This is a genomic window from Lelliottia sp. RWM.1, assembly GCF_016859735.1.
In the GTDB taxonomy this organism is placed as follows: Bacteria; Pseudomonadota; Gammaproteobacteria; order Enterobacterales; family Enterobacteriaceae; genus Enterobacter.
Window position 1 is genome coordinate 13,850 of the sequence record NZ_WLVC01000018.1, and the last position, 21,974, is coordinate 35,823.

The window sequence follows — 21,974 nt, forward strand, 5'->3', positions numbered from 1 at the left end:
CCATTATTCAATCACCTCAATCGTTGTAGACGGGAGAATGAATGATGGATCACGAAGCCGGTTGCGGGAGACGATGACATTACGTTGTTCAGTATCACCAGTTTCACGCCATGCCAGCAAAGCTGCCGTGGTCGTGACCGTGCAGTTCAGCTCTCGAATGTCCGGCAACTTTGCGCCACGCACTCGCACATCATTAACCACTGCAAAACGCAGATCGCGCAGGGTATGCCATAGCTCGCGCTGACCCTTCTCAACAGCCGTTACCGCCTGCTCTGCCAGCTGCTGTGCCAGTGCATTACCTGCTGCCGTGGCCTCCGTTGATGTATTAAAGGTTATAGTGGCTACTGCCTCGGCCTGTGCAACCAGAGAAGTGATTCTCACCATCTGACTAAAGTCGGTGATGTTGGTCTGCATTGTCTCAGAAGGCATGATCACGGCGGCCGGTACACTGCTGGCCATGCCAGTAATGCCATCTGCAGGAGAGCTTGCCGTTACTGGTATGTCACCAGGAAGACTCTTTGTTGCTGCTTTGGCGGCGCGTTCTCCATCCCACTGATTCCGGAGCTGGTCATAGACACGAAGTGACCAGGGCGGCTCGCTGACAATATCGCGAATGCTGCTGGTCAGGTTTGCGAACTGACGAATCAGCTCGCCAGGCTTCGCGATAATGACACCAGCTAAATCCTTGAAACGTCCTGCACGATCTACCCAGTCAGTCAGCGCAGACGGAATGGTTGGGAGGTTCATTACCAGCCCCTGCAGGTCATCAAGTAATGTATCTGTCATGTCTCCGAGACCATCAAGTGCAGCAAAATAGTCACCGTTTGCCAGCGCTTCTTTCGCCGCATCTGCGGCACTCAGTGAAGTCTGGCTGGTATCTTCTGCCCCTGACGGAAAGAGCCGTTCTCCAGCTTCAAAGACCTCAAAACTGATATATACAACACCACCTTCTTCGGTGCTCAGACGGTGAGAAACCTTACCGACCTGCACTTTCTGAATACCGAACCACGGGTGTACAAGTTCACCCGGTCCTGCCGTGTTAAGCGCTTTTAAAAGGGCTTCTAACTGCTTTTGATAATCCTTACCCAGTAGCTTGCCGTTTATCTGCTGCTGTGTCAGAACTGCACCATTGTCTTCAGTCCAGCCCACTTCTTTCTTGGGAAATGCGCGGGGGATTGCACGACGGCCACCGGTTCCTTCGTTATCGACAAAATAGAAAGGAACGTTGCGAAAAGATGCATCCAGCAATGTTTCCCATTCACCTGTTGCCATCAGTTTTGCTCCACCGAAGTCACGCCTGACTGGGCGCTGAGAGTGATACCTGGCTGGTCCATTTTGACGCTCTTCACACTGGCAGCGCCTTCCACAACCACGCGAATCTCACCCTTCAGTGATTGCGGAACGACAGGATAGGCAAGGTTTTGATTCTGAGGTTGTAGATTTGCCCACGGCTCAGGATTGGCTATTTGTGGATTGTTACCTATGGATGTAAACCAATCCTTAATATCACTCCACATTGTTTGTCGATCATTATTTGCTTGAACTTTTTTAAATAACTCATTCTTCTCTTCATCACTCTCAGGAAATGGAATGATAGAAGTAATTTCATTAGCCGTATTTATTGCTGTAGAAACTAAACCCAGTTTTCCTGGTAACTCAGGCAGTTCTGAATTATTACCTGAATCACTGTTACTACTGCCATCACCACTATCTAAACTATTCGCAGGAAAGTTCGTAACATATACAGGCATGACTCCGGAGCCAAAAACATCGGCAACACCTGACGGAATACCTTTTCCTTTACCTACACCAAAAATATCCATTACGCCCTTGCCGAGCTGGAAGGCTTTACGGGCAGCAATAATTCCGCCGACGGCAATCGTGATATTTTTCCCAATCTCAAGCCAGTTCTGAACCGTTTCCTGGTCAACCGAATTTAATACATCGGCCAGCTCTTGCACCGGTTTTGCAAGATTGCTGTTAGCGAATTTCTCCCAGGTCGTCTGAAGACTCTGAACTGCTGATGTGAAATCCTGAGCCGCATATGCGGCATCGTTCATAATGCCTTGCCCGTCTGCAGCTACCGACTGATAACGTTTCAGGTTCTCTGCACCTTTCCCTGATGTAACGCTACTTATCAGAAGAATGCTGTCCTGATTAAATCCTGCCCCGAGCAACCTGCCGTTCTGCTGCTCTGCGCCTTTACTGCCTGATTTTTTTGCGATCTCTTCGAGCAAAACCGGTAACGAGCGCATCTTCCCTTCTTTATCGAAGACATTCACACCGTTACTCTTCAGGGTTTTTACAACCTTAGGAACCTGCAAATCCCGGATGAGGTTTTCAACGGCCGTGGCCGCTGTATCCCTGTCACCGGTCACATCAATTGCAGACTCCAGTGCGACACCGACATCTTTAATCCCTTTGACACCACTACCACCTGCAGCGGAATACATAGAAAATGCCCTGACGCCTTTTTCAGCGATATCTTTTAATTCAAAAGCGCCTTCTTTCCCCAGCTTATTCAGGGTATCCATTGCCTGTAATGTCTGCTGTTCAGTCATAAGCTGGAATTTAGGGAACTGGGCAAACAGGCCACCGATGGATTCACCTGAACCGCCTGAAGCTGCAATTGAAGCAGCGAGGTTGTTCTTATTTTTAAAGCCAAAGTCGATATCACCGGTGACCGTACCGATTTTCTCAACAGCACCAATCACTTCGCTGTCATCCACTTTGAACTTAATCGCCGCATCCTGCATACCGCTGAACATCTGGGCCATCTCAGCACGCGTTTTCTCTGCAGCAAGGCCCATGCGGGTAATACGACGGTCAGTCTGAGCAAAATCTCTCAGCATCGCTCCGCCAGCGAAACCGGCGATCATACCGGTGTATCGGTTACCCAGAGCGTCAAGTCCACGTCCCGCAGCGGCAGTGGTTGCCTTAACAACAGACATTGCCCGTTCATTACGACGGGCGAACTCTGACATGTTAGAGCCGTACTGACGGGCTTTGGCCGTAAGGTTCCCGGCCAGGTTAATCAGGATCTCAGTTGTGAGGCGGCTTGCCATTTTGCTTCCTCAGTTGTTCCGTCAGACGCAGCAGCTGCCGCAAGGGCAACTGCTGAAGGTAGTTAATATCAAAACGCTGCGACAGGTTGACGATAAGGTTACTGAGCGCCGTCGCCAGCGGCATCAGCTCGCCCCCGTTTTTCGGTCTCCGTGAGTAATCCGTCCATTGCGTCTGCCTTTTGTGTGAGCAGTTCAAGGTCTTCCGGGTGGAAGGCGTAGAGCTGTTTGACGGAAAGTGGTCCAGGAATACTGCCCACCTGCAGAATCTGACGCCGCAACATCTCCAGCCCCATAAGAACCTCAGAGCAGTACGCTACGGCCTTGCCATTTTCACCGATAACTACACGCTCCGCTGCCAGTTGGGACTTAATCACGTCCTCTGACGTCAACTCACGAAGGGTAACGGCTGTATGACAGGCCTCGTCTTCTGTGCCTTTGCCAGTGACGAAGCCATGTTTGAGGGTGATGTTCATCTCTGCCATCTGTTACACCTTCACCAGTTTGGTTCCGATGAAATTGGCACTGATCGTGCCAGCATCTTCATCCAGTTCAGCTGGGTTGTCTGTGGCGGAGCCGGTCATCATATAGTTCAGCCCGTTATCTCCTTCAAACATCACCGTCACGTTCTCCCAGTTACTGATTTCAATAACATCCATGTCCTCTCCAGCGGCGATGGTCATCTTGATAGAGGGACCTGCCATCTTACGGGAAAGCCCCCAGACTTTACCTCCGCCCATGTGCTGTGTACGGGCAAACCCGCCCGGATTCAGGGTGGATTTACCTTCTGTTTTAATTTCGCGTCCGTTAACACGGATGGACGCCATCCCGAGAATGGTCGACATTCTTCCTCCTTACTGTTTGAACTGGATGAGACCGGCAAGTGTGCGAAGCTGATTGACCAGGTTTGGATGCGCGAGGAAGTTCAGACGATTGGCATCGTTGCTGTCGATTTCGACATCAAGCGTGTCTTTGTAGTCGTCGAAATCTTCCACCAGACCTGCCGGGACCAACTCCGTCAGGGCGATATCCAGCAGCTCTCCGCGTGCAATCTTTGGCGTAATTACCGGCTGACCGGGGTCGAGTAACTCAAGAACATCATCACCTGCCAGCTTGTGGCGGGGGTAACGGTTAGAGAAACGGTTTTTGATGATGTAGCGGATACGTCCAAGTGTTGCCGGTGACTGCACATCAAGATACGACGTATCCGGGTCGCCGAACTGGTTCACGCGATACATGGTGATTTCACGATCAATACAGACGTTGCCACCGGCATCGACAAAGTGTGTGGCCATACCATCGTGCAGAAGCAGGTTGCGTTCTGGCATATCCCAGCGAACCTCTTTTTCAGGGGCAAGAATGCCAGGCATGACCAGCGTCTGCAGTGGGCGAGCCGGGTCGATGGCCAGATAATAAGAGGCAATGCCACCGTAGGAGGCAGCCCACAACCAGTGCGGTTGCGGAGCAATATTGGTGGACATGTTTGAAATCAGCCAGTCGTTACGGGCATCACCATACGTGCCTGTTTCAGCGTGTGTGCCGCGATATCCCGACCAGAGCTGCGCTTCAATCATCTTCAGCGGCCCCCAGCGTGACACCAGTTCGTCACGGATGGTGTTGAGGCTCTCGGTATCATTGAAGGCAAAGACGATATCGGTGTACCAGTCATCACCCAGAGCCGCGACGACAGCTGTAATGTCCGGTGTTCCAGAACCCCCAGCAAAATCAGTCACTGCCACCGCAATACCTGCAGGCAGTTTCTCGCCAGGGTAGTAGTTCAGGCGCACATCCATAGCGTTAGTGCCTTCACCCTTCCAGACTGCCATCAGTTCTACGGTGTCTGTTGTTGTGGCCTTTAATGCGGCAGTAACCTGGGTGTTCGGTTTGCTACTGGTGGCAGCGATAATAGCACTGGTAACAGCAACAGGATCATCACCGACAGCGACGCCCACCTTAACAGGAATACCGTTAATCATCAGCGCCAGCGTGCCTGCAGCCGTGGCTGCGCCGGTGATTTTCAGTGTCGCTTTCGCGGCTGTACCAGCTTCCAGATCATTAATCCCCATCCCATAGGTTTCGGTATAGCTGTTCGCCTTACGGAACATCTTCAGCATTTCAGCCAGTTGGGAACCTTTCCCGTAAAGGTTTTCCGCCGTACCGTCGCTGGTAATGCGGTTCTGGGTCAGGGCTGCAGCAGTACCACCCGTCAGTTGATGACCAATGACGATCACTTTGCGGGATTGAGCCGGGGCGCTGCTCAATGCCTGCGAGTTGTCAATTTCGATATAAATAAGCGGGACACGGATATCATCCGGAATTGAACCAAGCGACATTATTTTTTCTCCCCGGCTTTAGATGACTGAGTATCAGGCTGGGCCTGTTCAGTTTCGATGTTGGTGATGGTTACATCACCCTCAGTGCGGCGGCGATACCACCAGGCGTTTGCGGTCAGGGTTTCCCCCTCAGGCTTCAGGCGTTCACCGTTAGCTTTACGCACCAGCAGTCCTTCACGGGCTGGTTTAATCAGTTGTTTCATTGTTTGGTTCCCTTACGTTAATCACACCGTCAATCTGAGTTGCTCCGCCGTTAACCGCGAATGTCGCCCCCAGTCGGAGGAAGTCAGGCAGAGCGTTAATGTCGATTTCATCATCAAGCCGGAACTCCTGTTCCCACGTAACAGCCCACATGGTCAGTCCCAGCTCGTTCAGTCCACCGGAATAGATGTTGTCAGCACTGATGGCACTGGCTGCACGCTCAGCCTTCATGCCCGTGGCTGCATCACGTGCAGCGATTCGGCGAGCGAGCTTTCCAACCAGAACCTCACAACGCAGGTCGCGGGAATGCCCCCACGAATCAGTTGCCATGACATAGGCCGCCCAGGTGACATCGCCAACCATGCCGCCTGCACGTGAACGGATGTTGCGGATGCGAAGAGCAGCAATGCGAATACAACCATCACGGTCAGACAGGTAGGTTTTCACCTCCTGAGGCGTATTGAACTGCCCTATGTGGCGTTCGATAACTGCCACCTGGTCAGGGTTATTACCCAGAAGCCCCTTGTCCTGCTCATCTTCCGACGGGGGCTTTTTAATCCAGGCAATGATATTTTCAGCAGCTGAGATCGTACTGCCGGTGGTCAGTAGTTCGGGACGGTTGTTCATGGAAGAATCCCCTGCCAGAAGTCACCGATGACATGCATCAGCTCTTCACTGTTTTCTGATGAAAGTCCGAGGTATTCGCGCTGCGGCGTATCCATCAGACGCTTATGAGCACCAACGGACTGCCAGACTCCGTGCTTCAGTGCGCGGCCAAAGGCCTGGGTGATAAGGCGCTTGTGAGCACTGACGGAAACACTTCCAGCAAAACCGTCCTGGTGTACGGCGGCATAGGCCAGTGGTGAACCAACACGCACACGGCCGCGTTCGACGATGTACTGGATGCTGTCCAGCAGATCGCCATTACCCTGAAGCAGGCTCTGGTTACCGTGGCGTGTCTTACGATACCCCTCTGACCAGTCCTGCCATTTCTCACCTGCAGGGCTGGTTTTCTCATCGCTGATACGACGGCGGGTCTGGGATTCAACAATGGCCCCGATGTTCTCCAGCAACTCTTCCTGAAGTGAACTGTCGGAGAGTTTCTCGATGGCAAGCCGGATTTGAGAAAGCTTCTCCGCTCCCATAACCTCCACGGAAATAGACATCACAGCACCCCGCGAAGCTTGTTACGGGTGAAAAGGCGCGTATTGTCTGAGACGACAATCATCTTTCCACTGTCGGTTTCCGGGGCGGGCGTATCAGTCGGCAGCCCGAGGTCCCGCGTCCCGTTAGCGATCTCTTTTAACGTGCGAATGGCGTCGTCGTAACGCTTCTGGATTTCATTAGTTATCTGGCTGTCGCGTTCTGACAGCCAGTAAATCGCAATGGATACAGCCACCCGGTGAAGAGGACGCGGAATAGTGGCGATATTGAGCGGCAACTTAAATCGTTTCGACAGAAATGAATTGATTTCAGCATCTGCATCTTCAATCGCTGTTTCAATCTTCGCGTCGTCGAGCTGCTGGGTAGACTTGTCGATAGCCATATTCCAGACCATAGACCCGTCCGTTGCCAGCAGATCATCGCGGGTGACGTAAATGCCCATTTACTCTTCCCCCGCGACCTTTTTCAGTACAGACACCTTCAGATTCGGCTCGGCTTTCAGGCGGGTGGCGGTTTCGTGGCTGATAAAGCATTCCACGACAACATCACCTTCGAGCGCATTAGCAGCGTTGTCCTCTTCAGGGTCATCACTGACAAAGACATGGACAGATTCACGCGGCCAGAAGCGACCACACCGGAAGAACCCGCGCTCTGAAACAGCACGGACCTCCAGCAGCTCGATGTCACCGGGTCCTGAAGCGATGGCTGGAGGCATACTGAGTTTGGTTGTTTCGCCCCCAATCGTTACACTCTCCGAAGTGAACTCAATGTTGTTGCCTTCCAGAATGACGGTTCCGGTTGTTGTCAGTTTCACCGCACCAGAAATATCCTTCTCAGCATTAACATCACCAGAAAGTGTTACTGTGCTGACGGGACGCGAACCCACCGATACGTAATGCCCCGGCAATGTAACTGGCAGTTCAGATCCTGCTGTGTTAAGTGCATCAGCCTGTGCCATTTTCGACGCTGGAACCTTGCCAGTGCTACTTTTAGCGTTTTGCTTACCCGTTGTTTTTTCTTTCGTTCCACTCACTGTTCCATCCTCTTTAAAGGTGGGTAACAGCAGGTTTAAAACCTGCTGTTACGGATTTAACGGAGACTGATGTTCAAGGAGCCGGAGCGGCAGGCGTGGTGATGAACGGTGAATCAACAATTTCCACATCTTTGTAATAGATGTTGGAGTTGCCACCATCGACCAGTTGCGCGTCGATAACTTTCTTCGCGGCGGCGCGGTTTTTCGGGCCAACAACCAGCGTGGTCGGACGAATGCCCAACGGCTCACCAGATTCACGTTTCATTCCCTGAAGAACAGCAACCGCTTTTTCGTAGTTGGCTGCATTCAGTGGCGCTCGGGAAGCACAGGCGGTTTGCCAGAAACCGAAGCCGACATTGCAACGTCCGTCCACACCAAACAGGAACTCGTTTTTGAGGAAGGTATGCTCGCTGTTAAGGTCATCCAGAGACTTGAAATCGAACTCCCGGCGGTTCTGGTACAGGACCGGTTTCAGTACCTGCGATTCATCAATCAGGAACCACGGCTCACCGGCATCGGTGGCGACATCCCCTACAATGTTGCTGTAGGTACTTCCGGCCATCGGGTGATCAGTGTCGAAAAAGTTCTGGCCGTCAAAACACAGGGTCGTGAAACCGGCAACGAGCATCGGGAAACTGAGCGTATCCGGGAACTCGGATACTTGCTGGCCATATGCCTGAGCAATGACGCTGTATTGCCCAATCTGATCGTCTTCGATATTTTCACGACGGATGCGAATGGAACTTTCCCAGGTCTTGTTATTGATGGTGTAACCCTGCTGAGAAAGCTGGGCCAGTTGGCGATCACCCACCCATTCTTTGATACCCGGTAAATCCGATAACCAGCCATACGTGTTCGACGCTGCACTACTTGGGACGACAGTCGCGATGCGCAGATACTGCGGAGTGACCCCGGCAAGACCTTTGGTAAACGCAGCGCTCAGCGATGTGGTGAGCGCGTGCAGAACTTCTGCTGACGGTTGTGGCATTCTTATTGCTCCTGTTTCGGTTTAGCGGCGATAAACTCTTCTTTGGAGAGGCCCATGCTGCGGCACATCGCCAGCTCTGTTTCGGTCAGTTCAGCCTGGCCTTTGTTCTCTTTCCCTTTTGTAGGGTCAGCGTTAACAAGCACCGGCGCAGTTTTCACGAACTCGTTAAACTGCTTACGGCCGTCTTCGGTACGGCAAAGCGCCAGGTACATATCGCGATTCGCTGGTGCGACTTTCCCGGCGGTCACCGCGCCATCCACCATGTCGGTGGCGGTTTTATCATCCAGAACCTTCAGGCGGCCTTCTGCCGTTTCAGCACGGTTAAGCGCCAGTTGGTGGGTTTCCACCGGAATAAACTTCGACAGGTCCGGGTTTTCGGCACGGTTAAGGGCTACCGTTTCGCGGTCTTTGATTTGCTGGATGCCTTTCACCACGTCTTCGACAGACGCAGTTGCAGCGAGTCCCAGCACCGTCACAATCTGGACAGGTACAGTCATCTCGTGGTTCTCCGAGTTAAGTGCGGGTAAAAACAGGTTGGGTTTGTTGGTCAGACCGGCGCTGGACAGGCGAGTGACCTGAGCGTCGGCAGTGTTGAAAAATGCCGGGCTGTAATAACGGTATTTTTTACCGCGAACGAGCACTTCACCGTCCGGTGTCCACTCAATGTGGCCATCAATGCTGCCATCAGCATTCACGCGAAGGGCATCAATCCAGGCGTAAGCCGGAGCCTCTTCCCCTTTTGGCCCCAGCAGTTCGGTTGAATGCTCTGCATCAAAAGGCAGTTTTGGGTAACGGAACGACGCTGACACAACAGCGTCAGGATTGTTGTTAATCCACGAACGACCATCTCGACCCGTGAAAATTCCTGCCGGTATCATCGGCAACCATTCCGGTAAAGGCTGGCTGGCGTCTTCCAGGTCAGGCAGTTCAAAACAGAGCGCCAGAAGTTCTGGCTGGGTGGTATTCATGATGCTGTCCGTGTGTTATTGCGGGTACGGACAGTATGAGGAAGGCAAAAAAAAAGCCGGATTTACCGGCTTCACTGTAAACGCAACGGGCAACCCCGTTTAAACCCCGTTTAAAAACGGCTGGGCGCGTTTAAGAAAATTTGAGAGCGCCATCGTACCATAAAGCATGATGACGTCACTATGAGCGATTCTGATGGGTTCTCGCTCAACTTACTTTCCCGCGTCAAATGCCTGTTGTTTCATCTGCAGCTGACGTTCAAGCTCAGCCCTGCGTCCCGTGCCGGGGTTGTAGTCCCAGCCAGGATCAATACCCTGCGGAACCATCTCCTCTTCACCGGTTCGTTTGTTAACCCATTTCACCCGCTTAATGTCCGGTGCTTCGGTACGAACAGGAACTGTCTGACGGTTGACCATGCCTGTTGGATTACCGCTGGCATCGAGCTGCTGCACGTTGCGGGTTACGCCGTTCTTCTGCATTTGCTGGTACTCAAACTTACTGACCTGGCGAACACCACATTTACACCCCCAGCCATTGGGACCGATATGCGTCTGCCAGAAAGGGTCATCCACCGGCAGGCAAAGGTCAGCCCACTGGAAATGCTCCTGCCGGTGCTCACGGGATGGCCCCAGCGTATAGAGCAGATAGGGCATAGCGCGTTTGGTGCGATCAATTCGTTCCCACTGGCCAGCGCTTCTGGCTGTTCGCATGTTGGTATCGTAGATGGTCCGAAGACGCCTGTCGCTGCCGAGCTGCACCACGCGGGTTTCCTGCGTCAGAGGGTCATCCATCATCTGCACACCCCACCAGCCGCGTTTTACCAGTAACGGCTTAAGGGTCTCACGGAACTGCGCAAAGGTCTGGCCATTCTCCAGCGCCTCTTCCAGTATTGTTTTCACATCCTGAAGAAGATCGATCTGGGTCAGCTTCGCCACGGTAAAACCGATGCTGTGCTCTTCGCGCCAGACATCGCGATAATCAAACCCCGGCTTCAGCTTCTTGGACTTCAGCCAGGCCAGAGCTTCCTTTGGAATAATGGACGGTTCAGTCATCTTTCACATCTCCCAGCGCACGGGCTTTAAAGCCCAGCATCGCCAGCTGCTGCACGAATTCATCAGGTTTAAGCGATTGCTGCAGGTCAGGAAGACGAGCCAGAAACTCTTCAAAACTGTCCACATCGTTTGCCAGCTGCAGCACCGGACTGGTGAAGACATCTCCCGTTTGCGCCCAGTCTTTCATTGCTTCACTGACCATTGCGTCTATCTCATCTTCCTGCGAACGGTTGAGTGCCATTCTCTCGCGGTTCAGGGCTGTTGTTGGCCCATATGCGGAAAAACTGTTTGATGGCGCAAGGACACTGGCATCTTTTTCCGGCTCGGCCAGACCAAACTTGTCTCGAATTTCAGACTCCTGAACCCGCATACCACGATCAATTAACGGCGTCAGGGCATCCACAAACGCCTTCAGGTCTTCCGGCTCGCTGATGGGCAGCTTAACAAGGGGATAGCGCTCCTGGGGGCCGTAGTTAAACTGGATGAACGGACGGACCAGAAATTCATTGATCGTGTTCTCCAGTTGTCGTGCATCCCATCTGGCGATATCCATGCGCACTCTGTCATGCACATCGGCCTGTGCCCGTGAACTGCCGTTATCGGTGGTCATCGTCTGGCCGAGTACCGCTTTGCTGGTCTGCGCGTCGCACCAGTCGGCCATTTCCTTAAACAGAGCGCCGCCGTTGTTGCGGCTGGCCGTCTCCTGCATGTCCAGTTGCATAGATTGTGGGATAGCGCACCCCGCATCGGATGCAATAGAAGCGATAGCATCGATAAGCGTCTGGATTTGCTCTGTTGAAGCATTTGCACCGTATTTACCGATGACAATTGGAATACCGAATTTTTCCGCAAATGCCCACCAGTCACGGATGGTGAATGATTTCAGCATATACATCACGGCCACCAGACGGGCGAGACCATTACGCAACGGCAGACCTGACTTCAGCCGGGGATAGTGCATGACATATTTACCCGGTGACAGCGCGATACCTTCAACGGGTTGTTCATCCGTCAAAAGGCGGAACTCACGCAACGTATCGCTGTCGGGTTTCAAAAATCGCGGGTCAACCCATTCATAATCATAAGGTATCCAGCCATCCCGTGTGCTCCAGAGGATTTCACACACACCGACGCCTTTACCCAGCCCATCAAGCAGATCAAACAACAGTTCAGGTATTTGAGGTTGTTCCATCAGATTAAGGACCGCATCAGCCAGCATGACATCCCGCTCGTTGTCGCTTGCCGCTGTGACGCTTGGGGTAATACTGGCAACGGTGAGCTTACGGGTACGCAGAACGCTTGCATAATGCAGGTCACGCTCTTCCATTTCTTCAGCAAGAATGAAGTAGTCCCGTGCATTCCCTTCCGTCACATTGCGTAAAACCCCGGCAAGCCTTGCCGGGGATAAAGAACTCGCGACGCTGACGCCCGGAGATGGCGATCTCACGCTTGCTCGCCTGGCTCTGGCTTCAGCCTTCTTCATATCCTGTTCATTAACGGCAATCGGTTCATCTGTCGCTGGGTTGAGCAGATTACGGATCGCGCCGGTGATTTTTTTCAGCATCAAAGCAGTCCTCGCTGATTTCTAAGGCCACGTGTAATGCGCAACTGGCGATGACCGTCTTTGTTACGCTGCTGTTGTGGTTTATTGAGACGATGCAATTCGTAGCGCTGGCAGTCTTCCTTACTGGCGAGAAAAGCCAGGAAGATCGCATAGGCGCTGTCACCATGCCGCTTATGACCATCGCTGCCGGTATTTTCCCGGTCATCAATTCCAGGCGTACCACGCATGATCACAATCTGTCCGAGGTCGCTGATAACATCCTCATGCTTAGGCAGCACCAGCTCGTCATCCTCAAATGCAGATTTAAAGCGCGGCATGTTTTCCCGATAGTGTCCAACTGATGGCATAACCACTTCGACCTCTGCACCGTATTTTTCTGCAGCCTGCTCAGCCAGATAGTTACCGTTCCCCCTGCCATCCAGCTTGATACCATCCCGGCGCGGGAGACGATCACATATAAAGAAGAGCGCCTGCTCCTGCTGCTTATAGGGAACGTTGGCCAGCTCAACCAGGAAGGGGACTGTTCGGGTCGTATCATCGTTGACGGTCATAGGAGCAAAGACCGTCAGGTGACCAGAACGGGCAAAGTCTTCACCAAGACAGTGGCGAAGATTCGAAGGCAGTTTATTCAGCTCAGGCAACACCACCTGTTCAAGCCATTCCTGCATATCGAGCGCACGAATACCTTCAGGCGTGGCATTGAAATCAGCCGACCCAGTGAAGCGCAGAACGGGACCGGAACCCCGAGCAGCTCGCTCACGAATGGAACGGGCCAGATACGTCCCGCCACCGTTCTTGGGTTCGCAATAGTATTCCTCACGAGCATCTTCTTCAGTTGCCGTATCGCTCAGCAGATTGTCCAGCCACTCAGCTTCTGCAGCCGGTGACCAGGTCTGTCGGGTGACCTGGCAGATACGTTTATAAAGTCCCTCAGAGATGGCCAGTTCAATATCAATACGGTGAACAGAGTAGCGACGTTTACCCGCTCTGCTCTCAGTAATCAGGGTATTGAACAGATTTTCTATGCCGTTGTGGGTGGAGATGATACGCACTTTACTGCCCCACATGGTCAGCGCCAGCGCAGCTTTCAGTAATGCGGCCAGATCGCCCTGGAATGCCGCTTCGTCAATAATGACGTTACCCTGCATACCGCGAAGATTTGACGGGTTAGAGGACAACGCCTTGATTTTGAAACCGCTGGCAAAGTTGATGACATACACCAGGATGTCTTTGTCTTCATCTTCCAGGACTTCTTCACCAATGTCTGATGCGGCCCAGTCATAGGCTTTTGCCCACATTGCGCAGGCGTCGATAAACTCACGCGCCATGTCTTTTGTCGTGCCGACATAGAAGGTGTCGCACCCACCAGCTGCTCTCGACATCGAACCATTCAACGCTGCATCAGCTGCTTCTGCCCAGGTCAAACCGGTACGTCGCGATTTTTCACCGATTTTGATTTGGGCAGTATCGGCAATCCATCGGCGCTGGTAAGGCAAAAGCACCTGTTCCTGGTCAAACTCACCAGCAAGAATCGCCGCAGCGGAGGCGCTGTTCAGGGCGCTATCTGTGACCATATCAACCATTATGCGATCCCCAGAATCTGGCGGCGGATATCAGCGGCCGTTTCAGCTGAGAGACCAGCCTGTTTGGTTATGGTCTCAGCCTGAGCTGCAGCTTCTTCGGCAAATGCCTGACGGATCTCTTTCTCTCGCTTATGGCTGGCCATTGCTGCCGCCTCCAGACGTTGCGCTACCAGCGCCAGTTGCCCCAGAGCCTTTGGCTCAACAACCTTGTCACGTTCAGCCAGGTCCATTGAGGTTTCGAATGCCAGCGTCTTAACGAACTCCATCAATAGCTTTCCGACGTCTGAGGTCGGCGCTGAACCCAGCTTTGACGCCCAGATTTCAGCCATCTCGCGTGAAGCCCGAATTTTCGCACCAAACTCTTCCATCCGGCTGGCGTAACGGTTGAGACCGGTGCGGCTGAGCTTCATATCCTCGGGCAGATTGTGATCGGCTATCAGCTCATTAATGGCTTCGCGGATTTCCTCCTGGGTATGGCGCTTGTCACGTAACAACTGATGGAGATGATCGCGCACCACGTCAGGCAGGAGATCAATCTTTGAGGGGCGGCCACGGGTAGGACGCTGTTCACTTGCCATTTTCCCTCCTGATTTTCTCCAGGAACCCGCGCTCATGGCTGGCCTTGTCTTTCAGCAGGAGCTTCCAGGCACGTTTATATTCCGGGTTGTTATTCAGGAACGTATTCAGATAGGAGTCAGGTGCATTGTGATCGTATTTCTTACCTGTTGATTTCTCCACTTGTGGGGCAACAGCCCTGACCTCAAGCTCAAGACACACAAGCACGGCCGCCATCAGATTAATGGTGTTACGTTCACCCTTAGTCAGTGGTTTCAGTTTCTTTGTCATTTTTTTATCCTATGAAGCAGCACAAACAGGCAGGCTCTCCATGAATCCCACTGCTCTCTGGCGGGTAGGTGTGCGTAGTATTCAGGATGCCATTTGTTACGCTCAATGTTTACTGAACACCATTTTTCAAATAGTTCCCGGAATTCCTCTTCATCTGGAACAAGCTGAGCACCTTCCAGTGAGAACATATGCTCAGCCACTTCATTGATGGCATCAGAAAAGCCAAAGGCGCTGCTCCATTCTGGTTTTCTGCCGAGAACAGCCTCGTACATACCATCAAGGGCATCGATAACCTGATCACGCTCAGAGATGAGCTGAATCTCAGAACGGTCAAGCCGGGCAATGCCTTCCACGGCTTTTTCGCTGGCAGCACAAAGCGACTCAATAATCACTGCAGCATGGAACAGGGCTTCCGAAGACATTGAAATTTCACCGTTCTCGCGCAGTGATGCCGTTCGGGAAAGACGGCGCAGGTTCTCCGCCTGTAACCGACAACCAGCCAGCATGGATGGAATATCCTTCGTCATCTCTACCCCCTTGGACGCGGTTTTTTTACACCCGGTACGGTAATCAGGCCGCTGGCCACCTCATCCCCACGGCCCGTGATTTCGGCGACATAGCAGCCAGAAACATCACTCAGCGTCACCAGTCCCTGCTCACGCAACCAGGCGAGTTGCGTGCGAACCGTATCGCGGGAAACCTTATGGCCATAGGTTTGAAGACAGGTCTGCAGGATGGATTCATTGGCACTGTCACCGCAGTCCAGCAAAGATCGCAAAAGGACCAGGCGCTGGTCCTGGTCGAGTACGTCACGCATAGTCATACCCTCTATTTTTCCTTCAGTTCGTTTTCCAGAAGTAAATCGCTGATGCGCGACACCTGCCGAATGGCGGGGGCCAGCTCACGCAGCTCACCACGCAGATTGCTCATTTCGAGCTGCAGCTGATGCAGGTCTTTCTGACTGGGGAGCACCGCAATCGTGTTCTCAAGCCCCTGAATCCGGTTGCGTACCATGTCCAGTTCCTCGCGCTTCACATAGGTTTTTGCCAGCAGGAGCTGTATCAAATTGACCGCTGACATAAACAGCGCCCAGAAGATCGCCCAGTTATCTTTAACGATTTCCCAGCCCACGCTTCCCCCTTTTTTCTCTGATGTCCTGACAGGTGAAACAGGTCACGGCATCCGGGTTCGCTTGGAGGCGTGCCCCAGGGATATCGTTGCCGCAGTCGTTACAAAATCCCGGATGGTCCGGAGATTCTTTAACCCGGCTTAAATGATGATTAAGTGCGCGCTCACGCTCTTCAGTCTCCAGACTACTGGCGCGATCAAAGGCATCAGTCATTTGGGCATCACCACCTTGTGTTTGCTGGATTTGCTGTACCTGGCGAAACCATCCAGCGTTCTGAAACCGAGATAACCGAGGGCCGGTGTTGCCAGCATCAGCGCGATATCCCAGTCGGGAGCTGGCATTGAAAACGCATGACCGAATGCGCCTGACACAGCACCGGCCTGTTGCCCGAGTGACATCAACATGACGTATACGATGCTGCTGTAGAGGGACAGTCTCGCCATGAGAGGACGGGTCTGACGGACATACTCATCGGTAGCGTTGTCACCATTACGAATGGTTTCCTGCTGCTCGTGATGCGCGGCCTGCTGGTCGGCCAGGCTCGCTTTCTTTAGTTCAAGCTGATATTGCTCCAGTTGAACCTTAAGGGACTCCAACTGGACGAACTGCTCTGGGGGAAGCTGTGCCAGCTTCTGCTCCAGTACACGCTGCTGGTCCTGCGGGTTAATCACACCGTTAACCGTCTCAACAATACCGGCAACCGAGTCTGCAGTTTTGGCTGCGTCGCTACCAAACCATCCTCCTACAGTGCGCACCAGTGATGGACCGGCTTTGAGTAATACGGAGGCGAGGGTGGAAATAGTTACTGGATCCATGCGAGCAGCCCCTTACGTAAAACCCAGCGGCAGAACAGAACACTGGTAACCGCACCTAAGGGGGGCAGCCCAATAAGTCTCAACGGCTCGGCTAAAATCGGTGACAGTAAAATAAAAACAACGCCCACAGACCAGACCAGCCACGCAAAGAAATACGCAAACCGCCCGATGTGCGTATCAGGCTTTAGCAGTCGGGAAGGCTGCAGGTTGCCGAGGGCTATACTGAAGCCGATGAGCGCAACTCCAGAGAATGCACACCACCACACAAGAAAAGCCTGGCGTCCATAGGCATTACAGAGCACGAGAGACAGAACGATCAAAGCGAGCAGAAGCCAGCCTGACGGTAAAATGCGGAGTAAAGCTTGTTTTAACCAGGCTTTATTAAACGATTTAAACACTGTGTTTTTCCTTATAACGCTGGCATTGCCAGACGATGTCGCGAATATCAACGGACAACCAGCCCTTCATGTAATAGCTGGCATGAGTGCCGTCGTGCCCCGTGTAGTCAGTGGGTTCAGGCTTTGGTCCACCGGCCACTCTGTGAAGAACCTCCCTTTTAATGCGATCACGTCGTCCCTGACGCATTGATGATTCCCAGCCTTTGCCCATAGTCAGCTCCGGGGCACAGAGACCTGTCCGCCAACAACTTCATGGCAAGCGTTCGCCAGTTCGTCGAGGCGGTTAAACCATCCGTTGAGATATTTACCCTGAGCGGGATTTGATTTGATGATGCTTGCGTAATAGCGGGAACGGCGCAGGAAACAGCGATTGAGCAGCCATTCAGCATCCGCGCCGATAACAGCTTTTATGGTTTTCGGCCCGACAAGACCATCGGCAGAAACACCTACGGCCTCCTGCAGCAACTGGAGCGCTTTTTTCGCGCCATGCTGAACAGCAGCGTCAAACATGAAAAGGGAGATACCATCCGGCCAGTCGGTGCAATATGCCGGATACCAGTAATCACGATAATAAATCTGCCCGGCCTGTTCTTTGGTCAGGTCTTTTATTCTGGTATCGGGTTTGCCGTCGCCATCCACATCGGTGAGGCCATCGGCAACACCATCGCGTTTATCTGAGATACCCAGATTGGTTTCGCCGCCTTTATCGGTTGGGTCGTTGACATAGCCCCCTTCACGGGCAAGGACAAAGGCAAGTGCGTGAGTAAATGCGGGAGAGAGTATCGCTATGGTCATGTCTGCTCCTGTTATGGGGAGGAAATTGAAACTTTCCCCATTCTGTCGCAGGCATAAAAAAAGCCGGATTTACCGGCTTCATTGAAAAAGTAGTATTAATAGAATAGATAATCTCTATAGCTATAGAGCACCAATCCAGAAACTAATAAAAGCAAAATAATAAATCCAACACTTTTGTCCGTTGTTGCTGGGTGCATCTTTGCAGTATTCAGTAAGGATTTTCTCCTAACCAGATACAGAATGAAAGGTAGTACAAATATGCTCAGAACTGCCCATACAACTGGGTGCAGTCCTTTTCTGTACCCCTTTTGAATGCCATCACTAACTACATAACTACCGATATGATGATTAGCTGCATCAAAAAACACCCAGAAAACACATATCAACAAAACCACATCAATGATTACTCCAGCGGCCATCTCATCACCCCATATCAAATGAAAGTTGTTTCTTGCTTTGTTCTAGTTTCCGCATTCTCCGAATGGCTTTATACACCGTTTTGTATGTTACATGGTAGCGCTCAACCAGTTCCGGAATATTATTTCCAGTGAAATCACGCCAGATACGCATGTCGCGAACAAATTGTTCAAGCATCTGACCTCGAGGAAAGTAAACCTGCATTCCACCAATTTTGCTGCTGATTGCCGATACCAATTCTATTGAGTGACGAGGGTTATAACCCAGTCGCTCCAGTTCAACACGAAGCAGAGCATTCAGCTCAGCGAGCAGAGAGGGAAAACGGGAGCTTTCCACTTCATCATCGATATGGTCAAGGATGCTGTCATCACGGATATCACCAAAGAGATCATCATTCATTTCGACCACCTTTTCGCAGCTGTAAGATAAGCACCACAGATAGTGTCATAGTCCCGGCTTTCGCTCCCCGTTCTCGGATTAACGGGCATACTCACATGATGCAAGTTCATAGCCATTTTCATCTCCCGGATATGCCATTTTTTAAGACCTTCCAGAACACTCACAAGGTCATCTCCTCTTAACCAGGCAAGTGTTGCTACTCCTTCACCACCATTTTTACGGCTGGTCATACGCTGTATAAAATGGTCCAGGGCCACCTCGCTGGCATTAGCGAGAAAACCGTCATGGGCCATATTTCGCCAGATTACCCGGACTTTATCGCTTTCCGGCAAAGCAACTTTTGGCCTTCGCTTACTGGTTTTTTTCCGGCTGAATCCGTTATCTTCAAGAGCCTTAATTACTGATTCGAGCTGGTTTACCCTCAGGTTTCGACAACTTGTCTCTCCTGTAATACGCATGAGCAAGGCTCTATATGTTTCATCATCAAGCCGGAGGTCATTTTTAGCTACATGGATTAGCGTTATCAGGGATGCCCGGCTCATGGATGCGTTCTCTCTTTATTGAGAGGCCCATATTCCAACTGCTGCTGGAGGCGGATCATGGTCTGTGATGCCTGCATCAAAGCGGCGATACAACTGCGTGTTCTTGCTGCCGCCAGACGATTGCTGGTCATAGGGTCCAGATACAGCTCCTGCGCAAGATTCAGTTGCTCCAGAGCCTCTTCTAGCAGGGACGAAACCGTTGGAGTGTCTGGTGATATAAGTGTGCATTCAATACCTACCCGCAGCGAAAGACGTGTTAATTTCCGGGTTTTATGCTGTTCAATCATGTCATTCATACCATTGTGACGAAGCTGCTCAATCATGATCTCCACTCCGGCAGCTTCTTCAGCAATACGGTTACCTGTGGACTTATGATTAACAAACTGGACACAGCTAGCCGCCAGAGCGTTACATACCCCGGCAGTTTCTATTACCTGATGGTCATACCCCCACGTCGCCAAAACAGCATCGAAAATAAGAGGTTTATTAATATTGTTCATGTTCATGGAATATCCCTTGTAGTGAATCCGGCGCGAGCGAAGCCATGACGCAAGCGCCGAGTTAAATTCAGAGTTAATTAACTAATAATCAGAGTTTGGCTAAATCCAGAGGGATTTGCTTATAAGAGCCATCACCCTGCCGTTCATAAATTCTCAGATACTGGCTGGAGCCGGTAACTTGAATAGCATCAGCAACAGCGTCCATCGCTTCATTCCATTTCACATCATCAATGTTCAACTGCCTGAGTCCCAAGACCTGATTAATATCGATTTTGCCCTGCTTATTGACCCGGAACGCATGATCCACAAGCGCCATGATTTTTGCATCAGCGCCACCAGACCATTCACTGATGCAGGTATCAATCAGCTTTTTCGCCGCCTGAATGCGCTCATCAAACACGCGATGCTCACCAACGGCACGAGTCAGTTTGAAACGACCATCAAAACTGACCAGGGTAACGTTGCCTTTGGTTCCGCCGAATTCAACACCATACTCAGCGGCGGAAAGGTCAATGAAGTCTGCGATCTGAGACATCGACTCAAGTTTGAATGCAGCCAGTGCCTGATGTTGTTCGCTAGCGGCGGCAACAACCTTTAACACGACTTCATCTCTTAACAGGTCCAGGGGTTTAACCTGAGATTCAGGGATCAGATGTCCCTGAGCATTAACGCGATAGCCCTCAGGAATGCCATTTAAATTATTCATATTTACCTCAGTTTATTTTTCCAGATATTCACGGGTAATCAGGTCACAAAATTTAATGAGGGCATCACACCCTTCCTGCTGATTGGCCGCTTCGGGTACTCCGGGAACAAGTAGCTGATCACTGGTTCGTGAATGCCTTGCCCATATATCAATTAACTCTCTGACCTGCTTAGCTTCCCCGGTAATAATGGGTAATGCTCCCTCCGGGAGCTTCTGACCAAATTCAATCAGTCCAGATGCCCAGGCATACGCCCTAATTTTGGAACCCATAATTACCTCCAGATAACGTGGCAACCTTCAACACTCGCAATCCAGACCGAACGGGTTCCCGTTGCACACTTCTCAACGAGGCGATCTGCCTTACAAATTAGCTCTGAGGGTGGGCAGGTAATTTCCAGACACGGCCGTCGTAGCCACACACGAGTCTCGGTTACATGGCTGCCACGCTGCTGCAACCAGAAGCGGGCGGCATTGGCCATACAGATATGCTCAGCAATACGTTCGGTAATCATGCTGCAGTCTCCTCATCTACCGGGGCATGCCCCAGTTCAATCATGGCGGAATGGATATGTTCGCAATTCACTGTGGCGCTGTTTGCATAGATGGAGGCCAGCGGCAGAATATGAGACAAGGAGCGCAAAGCCCCTGGCCGCTTGGCGATAGCTTTGAGCAAAGAACGTTCGTCAGCACCGGTGATATTCCAGGCCTTGCAGAACGCCTCAACATCACCAGCCATTACACCGTTAATCACAACTTTCTTCGCCACACGCGAGAACAGTCGGGCGAAATCTACAGACCGGGTTCCACCTGTCAGACGGTCATAGACCTTGTGGTTGCCGACGAACGCCAGGCCGATGTTGCATTCTTCCTGCAAAATACGAAGCTCTTCGATGGCGTCGTAGTTCAGCCAGTCCGATTCATCAATGATGATGAGAGCATTGGTATCTCTCAGCCGGTGACGCAACAGACGGGAAAGCGCACCGCGCTGATATGGCGCGTCGGAAATTCCCATTGCAAGCGCCAGTTCATACATGGTTTCAAGTTCATTGGTGCGTGACTTACTGGCGGTAAGGCGGAACACATTGTTACCCGTGCGGGAATACTGGCGAATTGCCTCAGTTTTTCCGACTCCAGGGTGACCATAGACCAGCGCAATAGTATGCGTAAGTTGTGCATAAGTGAGTGCAGCAATCACTTTTTCGCTGGTTGGGGTGTTAACGTAATCAGGAATAACAGGCAGTGTATGCTGCGCCGCATCACGGGCCTGTAACCACGTCTGAAGACTGGCGGCGACGGCCTCATTATCACCCTTGTATTTTTCGTTTAAATACTGGGAGATTGCCGCCGTAGACTGACCGGTCTCACGCGCCAGCGATGCGCCGGAAGTGGTTTTATTCTCGATAAGCTCGCGAATGGTTGCGCGGATTTCATTGTGGTTAATTTGCGTCATAGTCTCGTATCCTGTATTTTTTGTTTGTTAA

General features: G+C 51.9%; 34 protein-coding genes. All 34 read right to left on the bottom strand.

The features are described from left to right. Window positions 1-3: 3 nt before the first annotated feature. A complete protein-coding gene (locus GF617_RS14190; RefSeq protein ID WP_203451894.1) occupies window positions 4-1,272 on the bottom strand; it encodes a DNA circularization protein in 1,269 nt (422 codons plus the stop codon). After that, window positions 1,272-3,065, bottom strand: coding sequence for a phage tail tape measure protein (locus GF617_RS14195; protein ID WP_203451896.1), 1,794 nt, complete (start codon window positions 3,063-3,065; stop codon window positions 1,272-1,274). The genes GF617_RS14190 and GF617_RS14195 overlap by 1 nt, the downstream gene beginning before the upstream one ends. After that, window positions 3,043-3,189 carry a hypothetical protein gene (locus GF617_RS14200; protein WP_203451898.1) on the bottom strand — a complete coding sequence of 49 codons (147 nt, stop codon included), beginning with the start codon at window positions 3,187-3,189 and terminating at the stop codon, window positions 3,043-3,045. Before GF617_RS14200 ends, GF617_RS14195 begins: the two co-directional genes overlap by 23 nt. Further along, the gene (locus GF617_RS14205; RefSeq protein ID WP_203451900.1) at window positions 3,164-3,547 is read right to left on the bottom strand and encodes a phage tail assembly protein; all 384 of its coding nucleotides are present in this window, start codon (window positions 3,545-3,547) and stop codon (window positions 3,164-3,166) included. Before GF617_RS14205 ends, GF617_RS14200 begins: the two co-directional genes overlap by 26 nt. A 3-nt stretch (window positions 3,548-3,550) precedes the next feature. Continuing rightward, window positions 3,551-3,907, bottom strand: coding sequence for a phage tail tube protein (locus GF617_RS14210; protein ID WP_203451902.1), 357 nt, complete (start codon window positions 3,905-3,907; stop codon window positions 3,551-3,553). Window positions 3,908-3,916: 9 nt separating this feature from the next. Next, complete coding sequence (locus tag GF617_RS14215; protein ID WP_203451909.1) at window positions 3,917-5,395, bottom strand: phage tail sheath subtilisin-like domain-containing protein; 1,479 nt, start codon at window positions 5,393-5,395, stop codon at window positions 3,917-3,919. Further along, window positions 5,395-5,598, bottom strand: a complete 204-nt coding sequence (locus GF617_RS14220) for a DUF2635 domain-containing protein (protein ID WP_203451910.1) — start codon at window positions 5,596-5,598, stop codon at window positions 5,395-5,397. The genes GF617_RS14215 and GF617_RS14220 overlap by 1 nt, the downstream gene beginning before the upstream one ends. Next, a complete protein-coding gene (locus GF617_RS14225; RefSeq protein WP_203451912.1) occupies window positions 5,582-6,223 on the bottom strand; it encodes a hypothetical protein in 642 nt (213 codons plus the stop codon). Before GF617_RS14225 ends, GF617_RS14220 begins: the two co-directional genes overlap by 17 nt. Beyond that, window positions 6,220-6,762, bottom strand: coding sequence for a phage virion morphogenesis protein (locus GF617_RS14230; protein WP_203451914.1), 543 nt, complete (start codon window positions 6,760-6,762; stop codon window positions 6,220-6,222). The genes GF617_RS14225 and GF617_RS14230 overlap by 4 nt, the downstream gene beginning before the upstream one ends. Beyond that, the gene (locus GF617_RS14235; protein ID WP_203451915.1) at window positions 6,762-7,202 is read right to left on the bottom strand and encodes a gp436 family protein; all 441 of its coding nucleotides are present in this window, start codon (window positions 7,200-7,202) and stop codon (window positions 6,762-6,764) included. Before GF617_RS14235 ends, GF617_RS14230 begins: the two co-directional genes overlap by 1 nt. Further along, complete coding sequence (locus tag GF617_RS14240; RefSeq protein WP_203451916.1) at window positions 7,203-7,793, bottom strand: hypothetical protein; 591 nt, start codon at window positions 7,791-7,793, stop codon at window positions 7,203-7,205. A 73-nt stretch (window positions 7,794-7,866) separates the two neighbouring features. Next, window positions 7,867-8,781, bottom strand: coding sequence for a Mu-like prophage major head subunit gpT family protein (locus GF617_RS14245; protein ID WP_203451918.1), 915 nt, complete (start codon window positions 8,779-8,781; stop codon window positions 7,867-7,869). Between the two features lie 2 nt (window positions 8,782-8,783). Continuing rightward, window positions 8,784-9,749, bottom strand: a complete 966-nt coding sequence (locus GF617_RS14250) for a phage protease (protein WP_203451920.1) — start codon at window positions 9,747-9,749, stop codon at window positions 8,784-8,786. Window positions 9,750-9,959: 210 nt separating this feature from the next. Then, entirely contained in the window at window positions 9,960-10,799 is an 840-nt protein-coding gene (locus GF617_RS14255) for a phage minor head protein (protein WP_203451922.1), read from the bottom strand. Continuing rightward, window positions 10,792-12,363 (bottom strand): DUF935 domain-containing protein, encoded by a 1,572-nt coding sequence (locus tag GF617_RS14260; RefSeq protein WP_203451923.1) that lies wholly within the window; start codon window positions 12,361-12,363, stop codon window positions 10,792-10,794. The genes GF617_RS14255 and GF617_RS14260 overlap by 8 nt, the downstream gene beginning before the upstream one ends. Beyond that, the gene (locus tag GF617_RS14265) at window positions 12,363-13,937 is read right to left on the bottom strand and encodes a terminase large subunit domain-containing protein (protein ID WP_375290346.1); all 1,575 of its coding nucleotides are present in this window, start codon (window positions 13,935-13,937) and stop codon (window positions 12,363-12,365) included. The genes GF617_RS14260 and GF617_RS14265 overlap by 1 nt, the downstream gene beginning before the upstream one ends. Before the next feature lie 8 nt (window positions 13,938-13,945). After that, entirely contained in the window at window positions 13,946-14,524 is a 579-nt protein-coding gene (locus GF617_RS14270) for a DUF3486 family protein (RefSeq protein ID WP_203451926.1), read from the bottom strand. Further along, window positions 14,514-14,792: a hypothetical protein gene (locus GF617_RS14275; protein ID WP_203451928.1), complete on the bottom strand. Its 279-nt coding sequence runs from the start codon at window positions 14,790-14,792 to the stop codon at window positions 14,514-14,516. The genes GF617_RS14270 and GF617_RS14275 overlap by 11 nt, the downstream gene beginning before the upstream one ends. After that, window positions 14,789-15,319, bottom strand: a complete 531-nt coding sequence (locus tag GF617_RS14280; RefSeq protein WP_239006477.1) for a hypothetical protein — start codon at window positions 15,317-15,319, stop codon at window positions 14,789-14,791. Before GF617_RS14280 ends, GF617_RS14275 begins: the two co-directional genes overlap by 4 nt. Before the next feature lie 2 nt (window positions 15,320-15,321). Next, window positions 15,322-15,609: an ArsR family transcriptional regulator gene (locus GF617_RS14285; RefSeq protein WP_203451972.1), complete on the bottom strand. Its 288-nt coding sequence runs from the start codon at window positions 15,607-15,609 to the stop codon at window positions 15,322-15,324. An 11-nt stretch (window positions 15,610-15,620) separates the two neighbouring features. Continuing rightward, window positions 15,621-15,923, bottom strand: a complete 303-nt coding sequence (locus GF617_RS14290) for a DUF2730 family protein (RefSeq protein ID WP_203451929.1) — start codon at window positions 15,921-15,923, stop codon at window positions 15,621-15,623. Then, window positions 15,904-16,134 (bottom strand): TraR/DksA family transcriptional regulator, encoded by a 231-nt coding sequence (locus GF617_RS14295; RefSeq protein WP_203451931.1) that lies wholly within the window; start codon window positions 16,132-16,134, stop codon window positions 15,904-15,906. Before GF617_RS14295 ends, GF617_RS14290 begins: the two co-directional genes overlap by 20 nt. Continuing rightward, complete coding sequence (locus tag GF617_RS14300) at window positions 16,131-16,736, bottom strand: hypothetical protein (protein ID WP_203451933.1); 606 nt, start codon at window positions 16,734-16,736, stop codon at window positions 16,131-16,133. The genes GF617_RS14295 and GF617_RS14300 overlap by 4 nt, the downstream gene beginning before the upstream one ends. Further along, on the bottom strand, window positions 16,724-17,134 hold the full coding sequence (locus tag GF617_RS14305) for a hypothetical protein (RefSeq protein ID WP_203451934.1): 411 nt from the start codon (window positions 17,132-17,134) through the stop codon (window positions 16,724-16,726). The genes GF617_RS14300 and GF617_RS14305 overlap by 13 nt, the downstream gene beginning before the upstream one ends. Continuing rightward, window positions 17,127-17,345 carry a hypothetical protein gene (locus GF617_RS14310; protein WP_203451936.1) on the bottom strand — a complete coding sequence of 73 codons (219 nt, stop codon included), beginning with the start codon at window positions 17,343-17,345 and terminating at the stop codon, window positions 17,127-17,129. The genes GF617_RS14305 and GF617_RS14310 overlap by 8 nt, the downstream gene beginning before the upstream one ends. 2 nt (window positions 17,346-17,347) lie before the next feature. Further along, complete coding sequence (locus GF617_RS14315; protein ID WP_203451937.1) at window positions 17,348-17,929, bottom strand: glycoside hydrolase family 108 protein; 582 nt, start codon at window positions 17,927-17,929, stop codon at window positions 17,348-17,350. Window positions 17,930-18,024: 95 nt separating this feature from the next. Then, on the bottom strand, window positions 18,025-18,348 hold the full coding sequence (locus tag GF617_RS14320; RefSeq protein WP_203451939.1) for a hypothetical protein: 324 nt from the start codon (window positions 18,346-18,348) through the stop codon (window positions 18,025-18,027). Between the two features lie 4 nt (window positions 18,349-18,352). Beyond that, window positions 18,353-18,745: a Mor transcription activator family protein gene (locus GF617_RS14325; RefSeq protein WP_203451941.1), complete on the bottom strand. Its 393-nt coding sequence runs from the start codon at window positions 18,743-18,745 to the stop codon at window positions 18,353-18,355. Continuing rightward, window positions 18,742-19,287 (bottom strand): gp16 family protein, encoded by a 546-nt coding sequence (locus tag GF617_RS14330; protein ID WP_203451943.1) that lies wholly within the window; start codon window positions 19,285-19,287, stop codon window positions 18,742-18,744. Before GF617_RS14330 ends, GF617_RS14325 begins: the two co-directional genes overlap by 4 nt. Next, window positions 19,284-19,793, bottom strand: a complete 510-nt coding sequence (locus GF617_RS14335; protein WP_239006478.1) for a hypothetical protein — start codon at window positions 19,791-19,793, stop codon at window positions 19,284-19,286. The genes GF617_RS14330 and GF617_RS14335 overlap by 4 nt, the downstream gene beginning before the upstream one ends. Window positions 19,794-19,875: 82 nt before the next feature. After that, complete coding sequence (locus tag GF617_RS14340) at window positions 19,876-20,493, bottom strand: DUF3164 family protein (RefSeq protein WP_203451945.1); 618 nt, start codon at window positions 20,491-20,493, stop codon at window positions 19,876-19,878. A 12-nt stretch (window positions 20,494-20,505) separates the two neighbouring features. Then, a complete protein-coding gene (locus GF617_RS14345; RefSeq protein ID WP_203451947.1) occupies window positions 20,506-20,763 on the bottom strand; it encodes a host nuclease inhibitor protein in 258 nt (85 codons plus the stop codon). A 2-nt stretch (window positions 20,764-20,765) separates the two neighbouring features. Further along, window positions 20,766-21,005 (bottom strand): hypothetical protein, encoded by a 240-nt coding sequence (locus GF617_RS14350; protein ID WP_203451949.1) that lies wholly within the window; start codon window positions 21,003-21,005, stop codon window positions 20,766-20,768. Beyond that, window positions 21,002-21,943, bottom strand: a complete 942-nt coding sequence (locus GF617_RS14355) for an AAA family ATPase (RefSeq protein WP_203451951.1) — start codon at window positions 21,941-21,943, stop codon at window positions 21,002-21,004. Before GF617_RS14355 ends, GF617_RS14350 begins: the two co-directional genes overlap by 4 nt. Between the last annotated feature and the right edge of the window lie 31 nt (window positions 21,944-21,974).